We start from the raw sequence: 14498 nt of genomic DNA on the forward strand, positions 1-14498 counted from the left end.
GCGGCGCCACGGCACTGCCGGCGACACTTCGCCGGTAGAGTTCGAACGACGCCATTCCCACCGGCTCACGGGTGTCTAGGAAACCCGGGGCGATTCAACTCGTGCCAGCAGGCCGCCGCTCGCGGATCCGCCTCAAAGTTGAGCGACTGCCTTGTGGTGGTCAATTCGGCGATGCCGATATCCGCACCGGGCAGACAACAGCCAGCCCCGCCTCCCCCCACAATCGCGCCAGTTCCCCTCCCGGACTTGCCGCATGCCCGACCCAATCTCCGCACCGCTCACGCTCGACCAGGCCATCGCCTTCGCCCAGGCCCACGAAACCCCCTGGCCGCGCGACCCGCATGCGGCGCCGGGGCCGGGCCAGCAGCCCTTCGGCGTGCATCACGACGATCCGCCGCCGTGGAATGTGTTGCGCGGGCCGGTGCATGAGCGCGGGCCGCAGGGCGGGGTGATCTGGCAGCACGGCCGCGAGCTGGCGGCCTGGGGCGAGCCGGAGCGGGCCGACCTGACCTTCAGCGTGGCCAAGACGTATCTGGCGCTGCTGGCCGGCATCGCGCAGCGCGACGGCCTGCTGCCTGACGAGCATGAGCCGGTGGCGGCGCGGCTGCCGGGCATAGGCTTCGACGACACGCCGCACAACCGCGGCATCACCTGGGCGATGCTGCTGGAGCAGACCAGCGAGTGGGAGGGCGATTGCTTCGGCCTGTCGGACCAGGCCGACCGCTGGCGCAAGGTGGCCAATGACCCGCGGCCGGCCGGCGGACCCAAGGGCGGCGCGCGGCCGCTGCAGGCGCCGGGCACGTACTGGGAATACAACGATGTGCGCATCAACCAGCTCGCGCTGGCGCTGCTGCATCTGTTCGGCCGGCCGCTGCCCGAGGTCTTTCTGGACGAGATCCTCGCGCCGCTGGGCGGCGGCGCGGGCTTTGCCTGGCGCGGCTATGACGAGGCCTGGCTGACGTTGCCTGATGGGCGCCGGGTGCAATCGGTGCCCGGCGGCACGCACTGGGGCGGCGGTGTGTCGATCTCTGCGCGCGACCAGGCGCGCATCGCGCAGCTGCTGCTCGATGGCGGCCTGCATGCCGGGCGGCAACAGATCCTGCCGCGCGAGTGGATCGCGAAGATGCGCACGCCCTGCGCGATCGCACCGTTCTATGGCCGTCTGGTGTGGCTGAACCGCGATGGCAAGGCCTTCGCCGGCGCCTCGCCCGAGGCCTTCTTCATGATGGGCGCTGGCGGGCATGTGGTGTGGGTGGAGCCGGCGCTGGACGCGGTGGTGGTGCTGCGCTGGTTCGACACGGCGCAGCTGGCAAGGCTGCTGCGCAGCATCGCTGCTGCCTTGGGTGGCTGAGCGGCCGAGGACCGCGCTGCGCTACGCCACCTGCGCGGCGGGCGCCTGCAGCGGCAGCAGCAGCTCGAACACCGTGCCCTGGCCCGGCGCGCTGCGCACCTTGATCTGACCGCCCATCAGCTGCGTCACCAGGTTGTGCACGATGTGCAGGCCCAGGCCTGTGCCGCCGCGGCCCATGCGCGTGGTGAAGAAGGGGTCGAAGATGCGACCCATCGCTTCGGCGGGGATGCCGACGCCGTCATCGCTGACTTCCAGCATCACCAGCGGCTGCGTGCCGAGCCTGCGGGCGCGCAGCGTGATCTGTCCGCCGGTCTCGCGCCCCTCGAAGGCATGGAGCAGCGCGTTGGCGACCAGGTTGGTGATCACCTGGGCCAGTGGTCCCGGATAGCTGTCCAGTTCGATGCCTTGGTCGATGTCGCAGCTGAGCTTGTGCGAGCTGCGCTTCAGCATGGGGTTGAGCGTCAGCAGGATCTCTTCGATGGCGGCATCCAGTGCGAAGCTGCGCCGCTGCGAGGTGGTCTGGTCGACGGCCACCTGCTTGAAACTGGCAACCAGCTCGGCCGCCCGGCCCAGATTGCGCTGGGCGATGTCCGTGCCTTCGCTGACATGGGTGATGAAGCTGTCCAGCGTCGAGCGTCGCAGTCCTCCGGATGCGAGCGCGCCATTGATGTGGGCCACCTGGTCGCGCAGGCTGGAGACGGCCATCAGGCTGTTGCCTATCGGCGTGTTCAGCTCATGGGCCACGCCGGCAACGAGCCGGCCCAGCGCGGAGAGCTTCTCGGCCTGCACCAGCTGCTGCTGTGCCTGGCGCAGCGCCTCCAGGTTTGCCGCCAGCTCGGCATTGGCGGCCGACAGCGCTTCGGTGCGCTCGACCACGCGGTCCTCGAGTTCGAGGTTGAGCTTGCGGATCTGGTCTTCGGCCCGGCGCTGTTCGGTGATGTCCTCGGCCGCTGCCAGCAGCAGGATGGAGCCAGCCACCGAGACGGTCTGTGCGGAGATGCGGCACAGCCGCGCCTGTCCCTCGCCATCCCGCAGCTCGGCCTCGCGGGTGTACAGACCGGGCTGGGCCTTCACATGTTCGAGCATCTGGCGCCGCTCGCTCTCGTTCACCCACCAGCCGAGTTCGGCGGCGCTCCTGCCTAGCACCCTGTCGCGGCGGCGCTTGAACAGCTGTTCCCAGGCGTCATTGACTGCGGTGAAGCGAAACTCCCCGTCGGCATCCGGCGCCGCCACCGAAATGGCCGACGGGGAGGCATTGAAGATCAGCTCCAGCTTGCTTTCGCTGGCGGCCAGCGCGTCCAGAGCCTGCCGGTGCTCGCTGACATCCACGTCCATGCAGACGACCAGACGGCCGCCATCCTCTGCGGGGATGGCAAACAGCGAGGCCAGGATGACCAGGTCCCGCCCGTCCTTGTGGCGCAGCGTGAACTCTGCCGGCCCGAAGGGCTTGCCGGTCTCGACGATGCCCTCGACCACCGAGGCGAGTGCCTGCACCTGCGCCTCGTCCTTCAGGTAGAGCTTCCTCTCGTGGATCGAGAAGCCCACCGCCTCGGCGGCGCTGTAGCCGTACATGCGGGTGGAGGCCTCGTTCCAGTACAGGAAGCGGGCGTCGCGGTCGAACCACTGGATGGCGATGCTGGGGGTCGACTCCAGCGTGGCGCTGAGCCGCTCGGCCGCGCGGCGCGCATCGGCTTCGCGAGACTGCAGCTGCACCACCATCAGGCCGATGTCCTCGGAGAGCTGCTGCAGCTCGGTGATGCCGGAGCGCTTCATGGCCGGCAGCTCGCGCTCGCCGGCGGCGATGGCGCGCGCCTGGCGCTGCAGGCGCGTCAGCGGCCGCGCCATCGCGGCTGCCGCCAGCGGGGCGGCGATCAGGGCCAGCAGCGGCCCGGCAATCAAACCGGCGAGGACCAGCAGCACCGTCACGCGGTAGTGATACTCGGCCATGCCTCTGGGACTGCTGGCCATCAGCACCCAGCCCAGCTTGTCCGATCGCTTCCCGGCGTAGCTGCGCTCCTGGCCATCGGCGCCGGACTCCTTGGCCGGCAGCGGCCGGCCGCCGAGGGCCGCCTGGAAGCTGGCGCTGCCACTGAAGTCGTGCAGCAGCTGGCGTTCGGCATCGCTGTCCAGAGACGCGAGCTGACGACCGCGCTGGTCGACGACCAGCAACTCGGAGTCCACCGGGGAAGACGGGCCGCGTCGGCTGATGCTTGCCAGCAGCTGCTGCGCCGACAGCTCCAGGATGAAGCTGCGACCCTGCAGGGCCATGCCGAGCGCGACCGTATTGCGGCCGGAGATCACCGACAGGTATTCGTCGCTCCACACCAGGACCGGGCCTGCCCCGGGCGCCGGGGCCTGCAGCGCGCGCACCAGCGGGTTGGCGGACAGATCGGTGCCGCGCAGCTGTTCCAACAGCGGCCGGCCCTGATCGTTGGGCAGTGCGAGCACCTCGACGCGCTGCTCGCGATCGAGCACGTAGATCGCGTTGTAGAGGTGCGAATGTCGCGCCACCGACTGGGCAAGCCCCTGCTGCCCGCGTACGTCGAGCTGTGTGGACGCGTCGGCGAAGGCGCGCAGCTGATCTTCGACCATCCGGGTGTACTGCTCGAGCTGATAGACGGCGCCCTGCACGCGCTCGTCCAGCAGGTCGCGATTGCGCTGCTCGACCTGCGGCAGCCGGTACAGCAGCACCAGACCACCGACCACCGCAAACATGCCGCTGACCAAGAGCAGCAGCAGCAGCGTCCACCAGCTACGCAAACTGAGGCTGCGCATCGCTCCCCTTGCTTCAGTCACGCACCTGGAAGCGGCCGTCGCGCACCTCGGCCACGCGCACCGCGCGCTGGGTGTCGCCATGGGCATCGAAGCGCCAGCGCTCCTGCAAGCCCGCATAGGGGCCGCCTTCGAGCAGCGCCTGCTTCAGCGCGATGCCCCCCTTGCCGGAGGATCGCGACAAGGCGTCCAGCGCGGCACGCGTGGCGTCGTAGGCGCCGACGCTGGCGAAGCCCGGCTCCTGCTTGAAGCGCTCGCGATAGCGCTGCGCGAAACGCAGGTACTCGGGGCTGCTGTTGTCGCGGTCGAAGAGCTGCGCACTGAACATGCCTTCGACGGCCTTGCCGCCGAGCTGGATCAGCGCCTCGGTGCCGGCCCAGGATGAAGCGCTGAAGCGCGGCGACAGCCCGCGGTTGCGCGCGGTCTGGATCAGGCGCACCGTGTCCACGGCGCTGGCCACCAGCATCAGCGTGTCGAAGCCTTGGGCCGGCAGCGCATCGATGGCGCGGCTGTAGCCGGCGTCGTCGCCCGAGGTGAAGGACTGCTGGGCAACGACTTCGCCGCCCAGGCGCTTGATCGCCTCGCCGTACTGCAGCGCCCAGTCCTGGCTGAAGGCGCTGTTGCTCAGGTCCAGCACGATGGCCACGCGGCGCGCACCGGCCTGGTAGTCCATGCGCGCCATCTGGTCGGAGTAGCTCTTCACCGACGGCGCGACACGGAACAGCATGTCGTCCCTGCCCGCCAGGCTGGTCGCGGTGACGGTGGGGCTGATCATCGGCAGCTGGGCGGCCTCGATGTCGGGCAGCACGGCCAGGGCGATGGAACTGGTCATCGGCCCGATCAGCAGCTGCACCTTCTTCTGCTGCAGATCCTGGATGGCCGCCTTGGCCCGGGCCGGGTCCTGGGCGTCGTCGGCATACTCGACCAGCACCTGGCGCCCCTTGATGCCCCCCTGCGCATTGGCCTCTTCGACCGCCAGCATCACGCCGTTGCGCCCGGACTCGCCGAGATCGGCGACCCGACCGGACAAGCCGCCCAGGTAGCCGATGCGCACCGGGCCCTGCTCGCCGCTGCACCCTGCCAGCAGCGCGGCCAGAGCGACAGGTCCGAGCAGGCCTGCGGCAAGACGCTTCATCGCAGCTTCTCCATCGTCGGGCGGAACTTCAGCCATTCCAGCAGCTCGCTCAGCGGCATCGGCTTGGCGAACAGATAGCCCTGGGCCTCGTCGCAGCCCAGGCCGGCCAGCATGCGCGCCTGCTCCAGGGTCTCCACGCCCTCGGCCAGCACCTTCATGCCGATCTGGCGGCCCAGCGGCAGCACCATCTCGGCGATCTGCGCGCTGCGCTGGCCGCTGCCCAGGCTGGAGACGAAGGCGCGGTCGATCTTGAGCCGGTCGGCCGGCAGCTGGTGCAGATAGCTCAGCGAGGAGTAGCCGGTGCCGAAGTCGTCGATCGCGATGGTCACGCCCATGGCCTTGAGCGCGTCCAGGATCTGCAGCACCTGCTGTGCGCCGGCCATGGCCACCGACTCGGTGATCTCCAGCTCCAGCGCGTCGGCGCCGACCCCGGTCTGCTGCAGGGCCTGCTGCACCATTTCCACGAAGCCAGGCGCCTGGAACTGCATCACCGAGACATTGACCGCCATGTGAAAGCCCTGCAGGCCGGCGCGGCGCAGCTGTCCCACCGCCTGCAAGGCCGTGATCAGCGCCCAGCGCCCGGTCTCGACGATCAGCCCGGAGCTCTCCGCCACCGGGATGAAGGCATCCGGCGACACGTGACGGCCGTCGGCGGTGCGCCAGCGCATCAGCGCCTCGAAGCCGACGATCTCGCCGCTGTGCAGCGACCACTGCGGCTGATAGGCCATATAGAGCTGGCCCAGCCGCGGCGCCTCGGTGAAGGCCTGCAGCAGGCTCATGTGCTCGCGGGTGCTGGCTTCCAGCTCGGCCCCGTACCAGAGCAGCTGACCGGCACCCTGGGCCTTGGCCCGCTTCAGCGCCAGCGTGGCGTTCTTCAGCAGCACCTCGCCGCTGTCGCCCGGGCCTGCGGCACTGGCCAGACCGATGGAGACGGTGATGCGCAGCGGCTTGCCTTCCAGCTCGAAGGGCTCGTTCGCCAGGCTGTTGAGCTGGCCCACGTCCAGCGCGGCCGCCGGGCAGAGCAGGCCGAAGATGTCCGGGCCGATGCGCGCGATAAAGCAGCTGCCGCCCAGGCGCTCGCTTAGGCGCCGCGCCATCGCGCACAGCAGCAGATCGCCATGCGCATGGCCGAACATGTCGTTGATCTCGCCGAAGCGGTCGATGTCGATCACGCCGACCACCCAGCCCGCGCTCGAATCCGCCGGGGAGCGGGAATCGATCTTCTCGACCAGCGCGCTGCGGTTCGGGAGGCCGACCAGCCGGTCGAAGTAGGCCAGGCCGTGCAGACGCTCGGTGAGGAAGACCTTGGCCGCGCTGAGGTCCAGGTGGCGATGCAGCACCTGCAGCAGCTGCAGCTGTGCCGGGATCAGCGGGTCGTTCGAGCGCGCATACATCAGCAGGCCTTGGCTGCGCTCCAGCGCGACCCAGACCGTGACGGCATCGGCCTCGACGACGATGGACTTGGACAGCGCGCAGCGCTCCAGATGCGGCAGCAGCTCGCTGTCGGCGAACTCGCCCACGGTCTTGCCCAGCTTGTCCTCGAAGCCCTGGCCGGCCACCAGCACCTTGGCCTGCCGCAAGGCTTCGGGCGAGTCGCTGGCCAGAGCGACGAAGCCGCTCAGCTCGGCATGGAAGGGCTTCTGCAACTCGTCGATCAGCGCGGCGGCGTAGTCGCTGACACCGCGCTTGTCCAGCAGCGTGCTGCTGACGTCCAGCGTCTCCTGCAGGAAGCGCTGCTGCTCGGCGGCGCGGCGCAGCTGGTCGTAGGTGCGGATGGCGGTGAACAGCGCGACGAACAGCTTGCCGCGCGTGAGCTCGCTCTTGGTGCGGTAGTCGTTGATGTCGAAGTGCACCACCGTCTGCTCGTCCGGCGCATAGCCGGGCTGTCCGGTGCGCAGGATGATGCGCGCGTCGCGCAGCGCCAGGTCCTCTCTGATGGTGCCGACGATGTCCAGGCCGGCGGTGACGGTCTCCATCACCACGTCCAGCAGCACCACCGCCACATCCTGCTCATGCCTGAGCATCTCCAGCGCCTCGGCACCCGAATGGGCGTGGAGCAGCTGCAGCGGGCGGTCGAGGATGGTCACATCGCGCAGCGCGAAGTTGGTCGCCTGGTGGACCTCCGGATCGTCATCGACGATCAGCACCTTCCAGGCCGCGAGACGCTGCGGTGGCTCCTGCGCGGAATCGTCTTCGTCAATCAGCAGCAACTCGTCGTCGCTGTCTGAAGGCAGGGCTGATGGTCCTGTACTGCTCATGGGGCGCACCTGAATTCGAAGGGGCAGCATACCTTAGAGGTCGGGTTCGGCGCGTGAGGGATCACACGGCAAACGGGCTTGAGCCGAGGCATCGGCTCGATGCGATCTGCAGCCCCGGCCGTCCAGCGGCGCTGTCGCCGCCGCCGGCTCAGGGCTTGTCGCCGCCCAGCTGCTCGAGCAGGGCGCGATGGTCTGCGCCCAGTGGCCGGATGGCGGCCGCGGCCAGCAGTGCCTGGCGTGCCGCGACGTGCGCCGCGGCCTGCTCTGGCTGACGCAGCCGGGCTCGCAAGACCTGACCCTCGGCCAGTGCCAGCAGCGCGTCGCGGCCCTGGGCGGCATCGTGGCGCAAGGGGTCCAGCGCCTGCAGCGCGGCGTCGAGCAGGGCCGTCGCCTCCCGCTGCTGGCCTAGTGCAAGCATCGAACGCGCGCGCTGGATCTCCAGCCAGGCCTTGCGCCGCTGCGCATTGGCGTTAGGGCCCTTGGCCAGCGCGCCGCTCCACAGCGCGATGCCCTGGTCGAAGACGGCAATCGCCCGCGCATGCTCGCCGTTGAGCGCCAGCGCGCGGCCCAGCTGCGGCGCCAGGAAGGGCGGCACGCCGGCCCACTTGCTCTGCGGCCCCTGCTCGCGCGCCAGCTCGGCGGCGGTGTCCCAGCTGAGCTGCGCCGTCTCCAGCGCGGCACGCGCCTCGCCCAGGCGGATCAGCGCGATCGCCAGCGTGTTGGCCTCGACCATCAGCCCGTCGCGCCAGGCGATATTGCGCGGCTCGCGCGCCACATTGGCGCGGCGCATCTGCAGCGCGGCTTCGGCCTCGCGGCGCATCGCATCGAGGTCTTCCAGGCGCAGCTGCACCAGCGCGCGGCCGCCGCGGATGGTGCCGATCTGGTGGGTCAGGTAGGCCTCGGTGGACGGGTCGCCGGGCACTTCGGTGCGCGCCAGCTCGGCCAGCATCGCCTTGTCCTCGAGCATCGCGCGGTGGTCGGCCTCGGCGCGCTCGTAGAGCTGCAGCGCTTCCAGCGGCTTGTTGAGGCTGGCCACGGTGATCTGGTCATGCAGCTGCGCCATCACCAGCAGCGCGCCGGCACGCGCGGCCAGCAGGTGTGCACGGCCTTCGGCGCCATGCGGCGTCTTCAGTGCGAGATCGGCACGCTCGACGGCGCGCTGCAGCGCCTGCACGCCGGCCGCGGGGTCGTTGCGCAGCCGCTCCAGCTGCGCATGGACGGCCAGCGTGCGCACATGCCAGACGGCATAGCGCCAGTCGCCGGCATGCGCCGGCCACAACGGTTCGGCCAGCGCCAGCGCGCGCGCCACGGTGGCGCGGGCCTCGTCGGCACGCTCGGGCGCGGCATGGGTCTGGTTGCCCTGCAGCTCGGCCAGGCGGCCCAGCGTGGACGCGAGCAGCGCCTGCAGGTCCGCATCGTCGGGCAGGCTGCGCGCCAGCTCATCCAGCTGCGCCAGCGTCTGCTTGAGCATGGCCTCCTGCGCCTTGGGGCCGCCGGGAAGCGTGGTGGTGGTGTCGCCGTAGCGGAACACCAGCTCGCGGGTGATGGTCTTCACCGCCGCGAGCTGGGCCTGCGCGGCGTCGCGCGCCAGCCGTGCCTGGTGCGCCTGCCAGGCGGTGGCGCCCAGGCCGCCGAGCAGGCTGAGCAGCGCCAGCGCCGCCAGCCCGGCAGGCAGGCGGTGGCGGCGCAGGAACTTGCCCGCCAGGTACAGGCGCGACGGCGGGTGCGCGCTGACCGGCTGGCCGGCGAGGAAGGCGCGCACATCGGCGGCCAGCGCATCGACGCTGGCATAGCGCTCGGCCGGCGCCTTCTGCAGGGTCTTGAGCAGGATGTTGTCCAGGTCGCCCTGCAGGCGCTGGCGGTTGGCCAGCCACCAGGGGTCCTCTTCGCCGGCCGGGCTCAGGCTGGAGGGGCGGCTCGGCGCTTCGCTGAGCACGGCCTGCGCCGCTTCCTGCGGCGTCGTGGCACTGCGGCCATAGGGGCGCTGGCCGGTCAGCAGCAGGTAGAGCAGCACGCCCAGCGAATAGATGTCGGTGGCGGTGGAGACCGGCTCGCCGCGGATCTGCTCGGGGCTGGCGTAGTGCGGCGTGTAGGGCCGCTGGCCGCCCAGCGTCTGCTCGGCAGCGCTGGCGCCATCCTCGAACGGGTCCAGCGCCTTGGCGATGCCGAAGTCCAGCAGCTTGACCTGGCCCTCGGTGTCGACCAGCACATTGCCGGGCTTCAGATCGCGGTGCACCAGCAGATGGCGGTGCGCATGCGCGACCGCGTCGGCCAGTTGCAGGAAGAGCTGCAGGCGCTGCTCCAGCGTCAGCGCGGCACAGGCGCGGTCGATGGCCTGGCCCTCGACCAGCTCCATCACGAAGAAGGGCAGGCCCTGCGGGCTCAGGCCCGCATCGAAGAGCCGCGCGATATGCGGATGCGCCAGCCGCGCCAGCGCCTGGCGCTCCTGCGCGAAGCGCTGCAGCACCGCGGCCGAATCCATGCCGCGCTTGAGCAGCTTCAGCGCCGCGTAGCCCTCGTAGGCGCCGTCGGCACGGCGGGCGCGCCAGACCTCGCCCATGCCGCCCACGCCGAGCGGCTCGACCAGCTCCCAGGCGCCCAGGCGCAAGCCGGGCTGCGCCTCGCTGGGGGCCAGATCCGATGGAGGCAGTTCCGCCGGCGCGGCCATGAACTCGGGGTCGAAGCTCTGGCCGCCGGTGCTGTGGGCGAGCAGCGAGAGCACCTCGGCGACGATGTCGGCGCTCTCGCCGCTGGCGCGCACATGCGCGCTGCGCTCGGCGGCGGGCAGCGCCAGTGCGGCGTCGAACAGCGCGCGCACGCGCGCCCAGTGGGTCGGATCCTGGTCGGTGGGTGATGAGCTCATCGCGGGTCAAGTGTGCCGATGGGGCCAGGTCTTGCCTATGGGCATCGCCCCGGCCCGCGGCGGATCCGTGTCGCCGAAACGGGGGAGCGTGGTGCCCCCCCGTTCGTGCCGGCGCGTCAGCGCGGCGCCTTGGTCAGCGAGACCAGCTCCTGCGTCGTCGTCACCGCGCCGGTGGGTGCCGGCAGCGTCGACACGGTCACGCTCTTGGGCAGCATGAAGGGCACGGCATTGCTGGTCCACAGCGTCACCTGCGTCGGATAGACGAAGGCGGACCTCAGCGTCGGCAGCAGAGCACCGAGCAGCGGGCTGGCCGCGGCCGGACCCTGCACCTGGAAGTCGGTGACCGCGAAGTCGACACGGAACTTGCAGGCATTGGCGAAGCTGCCGGCGGCGACGCTGACCGTCTCGTTGGCATCGCGCGCCACGCTGAACTCGTACTTGATCACCAGGCCGGTGGCGCCGCCCAGCGACGCGAAGGCATCGGTGACGCTCTTGCCGGTGATGGTGGCGGTCACCGCGATCTTGCCGCTGCTGCCGCCGGCGATGCCGGCATTGGCCAGGCGCTGCTGCCAGTCCGGCGGGTCGTAGCTGGTCACGGTGTCGCTGGCGCCCGCTGCGGGTGCGTCCTGGCCCAGCGCCGCGCCGGTGGTCGGGTCGAGGTAGATCGTGCCGACGCCGGCCGTCGCCGCGCTGGCGCCGCTGACGGTGACGCTGCCGACCACCGCCGGGCTGCCCTTGTAGCTGCCCGAGGCGAAGTCGTAGCGCACCGTGTAGGGCGAGGAGCCGGCGGACGTGGAGCTCTGGCGGTAGGTGACCGAGTCGCCGGCCTTGGCCACCAGCGGTGCGCATTCGCTGCCGCTGCCGCCTGGTGCCGGCACGGGTGCCGGGGCCGGCGAAGGCGCCGGCGCGGGCACGCCGGCTCCGCTGGGCGCGGTCCGGCCCTGCATGTAGCGGCCGCTGCCGATGGCGCTGCCGATGTCGGAGCCCGAGGTGTAGAGCCCGTTGAAGGGCGGCGCGAAGAAGTCGATGTGGCGCTGGCTGTCGATCTTGGCCACCACGCCTATGGGTTTGCCGGCGCTGTCGGTGTTCTCGCACACCGCGTTGACGGTGGCGGTGGCCGCGCTGGAGCCGGTGAGGCCGCTGCCCGGCGTGAACTGCAGGCCGCCGCCGCTGGACAGCAGCAGCGTGCCGGTGCCTTGCGCGTTGAAGTTGCTGTCGTAGACGGTGACGGCGTAACTGCCCGCATAGCTGGCGAGCGCGGCCAGCGTGAGTTCCTTCTGCGTGCCGCAGGCGGACGGGACGGGTGCTGGCGACGGTGCCGGAGCGGGTGCAGGAGACGGGGCGGGCGATGGGGCAGGGCTCGGAGCCGGAGCGGGTGCGGGTGCGGGTGCGGGTGCGGGTGCCGGCGCAGGAGCAGGAGCAGGAGCAGGAGCAGGAGCAGGCGCCTGCGATGGTGTCGGTGTGGTTTCTGCCGGACTGTCGCCGCCGCCGCAGCCGCCGAGGGCCAGGCTGCCGATTACGATCGCGAGCTGCGACAGATGCAGGGGATGATGAGACGTGAGGCGGCGACGTGCCGGTGTGCCGTGGCTGCGGAAGCGGGTGCGCATGATGTCGATCTCCAGGAGGTGAAGGCGGACCAGGTATGTGGAGTGCCTGCTTGCCTACGCATGGAGACCGGCGCGAAGAGCTCACGCCGTCCGGCATCCCCCTAGAACCGAGGACCGCCGACCGTGAGCGACGACGCCGCCCGACCCACCGCCAGCCCCGGCGCTTGCGCTGCGGCTTCGATGCCGCTGCTGCCCGAACTGGACGAACTGACCCGCTGGCTCAGCGCGCAGCAACAGCAGCAGGATGGCGACGCCGCGGCCGAACTCGGCAACCAGCTCTTCGCGCTGCTCTACGACGAGCTGCGGCGCATGGCGCGCTCGCATCTGCGCCGCGAGGACGCCGGTCACACGCTGTCGGCCACCGCGCTGTCGCACGAGGCCTGGTTCCGCATGGCCGAGCAGAACCGCACGCAGTGGCGCAACCGCGGGCATTTCCTTGCCGTGGCCTCGCTGATGATGCGGCGCATCCTCGTCAACCATGCAATGGCGCGCCGCGCCGAGAAGCGCGACGCCGAGCTGGTGCCGCTGACGCTGTCGGGCCTGGAAGGCCTGTCGCAGTCACCCGACCGCGATCTGGTGGCGGTGCACGAGGCGCTGCTGGCGCTGGAGCAGCAGGATCCGCGCGCCGCCAAGGTCGTGGAGCTGCGCTTCTTCGGCGGGCTGGAGAACGAGGAAATCGCCGAGGTGCTGGGCATCTCGCTGGCCACCGTCAAGCGCGACTGGACGCTGGCCCGCGCCTGGTTGCACCGCGAACTTGGGGCTTGAGCGCCTGTCGGCGCGAGCGCGCTAAGACCCCTGCTTGCAGTCGGGGCAGCGGCCGTAGAGCGTCAGCTCGTGGTGCTCGACCTCGAAGCCTGCGGGCGCCAGCCGGTTGAGGTTGCCGGGGCAGGCGTGGATGTCGAACACGCGCTGGCAATGGGTGCACTGGAAGTGGTGGTGGTGACCGTGCACTGCCTCGTAGCGCGGGTTGTCGCCCGGCAGCTGCACCACCTGCAGCTCCGCGCTCTCGACCAGGCTCTTCAGGTTGCGATAGACCGTGGCCAGCGACATGCCCGGCACTTCTTCCTGCGAAGACTCGAGGATCTCCTGCGCCAGCAGGGGCCGGCCTGCGCGGTCGACGGCGGCTCGGATCGCGGTGCGCTGACGGGTTGAACGTTCCATGGCCGCGGATTATCCGGGGAGGGCTGTCGTCATTCTTAATAAGAATGCAATATCATTAGCAAATGAGAAATGATGCCGAAACCTCCCTGACCGCCGCAAAGCGGCCGCTCCCGGTCACCGTGCTGTCGGGCTTCCTGGGCGCGGGCAAGACCAGCTTGCTGAACCATGTGCTGGCGAACCGGGACGGCTTGCGCGTGGCCGTGATCGTCAACGACATGAGCGAGGTCAACATCGACGCGTCCTTGCTGGCCAAGGGCAGCGAGAAGGCGGGCGCGGCCCTGTCGCGCACCGAGGAAAAGATGGTCGAGATGAGCAATGGCTGCATCTGCTGCACCTTGCGCGAGGACCTGCTGCTGGAGGTGCGGCGCCTGGCCGCCGAAGGTCGCTTCGACTACCTGCTGATCGAGAGCACCGGCATCGGCGAGCCCATGCCGGTGGCGGCCACCTTTGACTTCGCCGATGAGCAGGGCCAGTCGCTGAACGATGTGGCGCGCATCGACACCATGGTCACCGTGGTCGACGGCCTCAACCTGCTGGCCGACTTTGGCAGCCGCGACCTGCTGGCGCAGCGTGGCGAGGTCGCGGCCGATGAGGACAACCGCAGCCTGGCCGGCCTGCTCACGGAGCAGATCGAGTTTGCCGACGTGATCGTGCTCAACAAGATGGACCTGGTCAGCGCCGAGCGCCGGCTGGAGCTGATGGGCCTGCTGAAGTCACTGAACCCGCGCGCGGATGTGGTCGAAGCCGTCAAGGGCCAGGTGCCGCTGGAGCGCGTGCTGGGCACCGGCCGCTTCGATATCGAGCAGGCCAGCGAGCAGGCGGGCTGGGCCCGCGCCTTGGAGGGCGATCACCTGCCCGAGACCGAGGCCTACGGCATCAGCAGCTTTGTGCTGAGCAGCCGCGAGCCTCTGCATCCGCAGCGCTTTGCCGACTTCATGGAAATGCCGCTGCCCGGCCTGCTGCGGGCCAAGGGCTATGTCTGGCTGGCCAGCCAGCCGGAATGGGTGCTGGCCTACAGCCGCGCCGGCCAGGTGGCCACCCATGAGCCGATGGGGCGCTGGTGGGCGGCTGCCGCCCGCGAACGCTGGCCCGAGCCGGGCACGCCTGAGCGCAGCGCGATCGAAGCCAACTGGCGCGAACCCCATGGCGACCGCATGAACGAGGTGGTGTTCATCGGCCGTGCCATGGACCGCAGCGCCATCGAGCAGGCCTGGAAGGCCATGCATCTGAATTTCACCGAGACACGCAAGGGCCCCAGGCACTGGTCCGCCTTGCCGGACCCGTTCCCGAAGTGGACGGGCACCGAGTCGGCCAGCTGACGGCCGGCCTTGTACGAACAACAGAGGAACCC

The 14498-nt window shown here is 70.3% G+C and carries 9 protein-coding genes; 3 read left to right on the plus strand and 6 right to left on the minus strand.

Annotation, left to right across the window (positions count from 1 at the left end):
- Nucleotides 1-253: 253 nt before the first annotated feature.
- On the plus strand, nt 254-1351 hold the full coding sequence (locus AC2EBS_RS10280; RefSeq protein WP_484728327.1) for a serine hydrolase domain-containing protein: 1098 nt from the start codon (nt 254-256) through the stop codon (nt 1349-1351).
- Nucleotides 1352-1372: 21 nt separating this feature from the next.
- Here the strand turns inward: AC2EBS_RS10280 and AC2EBS_RS10285 are convergent, their stop codons facing one another.
- The 5 genes from AC2EBS_RS10285 to AC2EBS_RS10305 all read right to left on the minus strand — a co-directional run bounded on the left by AC2EBS_RS10285 (nt 1373) and on the right by AC2EBS_RS10305 (nt 11986).
- Nucleotides 1373-4126 carry an ATP-binding protein gene (locus AC2EBS_RS10285; protein WP_484728328.1) on the minus strand — a complete coding sequence of 918 codons (2754 nt, stop codon included), beginning with the start codon at nt 4124-4126 and terminating at the stop codon, nt 1373-1375.
- 13 nt (nt 4127-4139) lie between these two features.
- Nucleotides 4140-5258, minus strand: coding sequence for an ABC transporter substrate-binding protein (locus AC2EBS_RS10290; protein ID WP_484728329.1), 1119 nt, complete (start codon nt 5256-5258; stop codon nt 4140-4142).
- Entirely contained in the window at nt 5255-7516 is a 2262-nt protein-coding gene (locus AC2EBS_RS10295) for a GGDEF/EAL domain-containing response regulator (RefSeq protein WP_484728330.1), read from the minus strand. The genes AC2EBS_RS10290 and AC2EBS_RS10295 overlap by 4 nt, the downstream gene beginning before the upstream one ends.
- A gap of 148 nt (nt 7517-7664) precedes the next feature.
- Complete coding sequence (locus AC2EBS_RS10300; RefSeq protein WP_484728331.1) at nt 7665-10379, minus strand: serine/threonine-protein kinase; 2715 nt, start codon at nt 10377-10379, stop codon at nt 7665-7667.
- Nucleotides 10380-10495: 116 nt separating this feature from the next.
- Nucleotides 10496-11986 carry a hypothetical protein gene (locus AC2EBS_RS10305; protein WP_484728332.1) on the minus strand — a complete coding sequence of 497 codons (1491 nt, stop codon included), beginning with the start codon at nt 11984-11986 and terminating at the stop codon, nt 10496-10498.
- 123 nt (nt 11987-12109) lie between these two features.
- On the opposite strand from AC2EBS_RS10305, the gene AC2EBS_RS10310 reads away from it, so the two are divergent.
- Entirely contained in the window at nt 12110-12751 is a 642-nt protein-coding gene (locus AC2EBS_RS10310) for an ECF-type sigma factor (protein WP_484728333.1), read from the plus strand.
- 21 nt (nt 12752-12772) lie between these two features.
- Here the strand turns inward: AC2EBS_RS10310 and AC2EBS_RS10315 are convergent, their stop codons facing one another.
- Nucleotides 12773-13147 carry a Fur family transcriptional regulator gene (locus AC2EBS_RS10315; RefSeq protein ID WP_484728334.1) on the minus strand — a complete coding sequence of 125 codons (375 nt, stop codon included), beginning with the start codon at nt 13145-13147 and terminating at the stop codon, nt 12773-12775.
- Between the two features lie 62 nt (nt 13148-13209).
- Between AC2EBS_RS10315 and AC2EBS_RS10320 the strand changes: the two genes are divergently transcribed.
- Nucleotides 13210-14466 carry a GTP-binding protein gene (locus AC2EBS_RS10320; protein WP_484728335.1) on the plus strand — a complete coding sequence of 419 codons (1257 nt, stop codon included), beginning with the start codon at nt 13210-13212 and terminating at the stop codon, nt 14464-14466.
- The last annotated feature ends 32 nt before the right edge of the window (nt 14467-14498 follow it).

The organism is Roseateles sp. T103, from assembly GCF_057219915.1.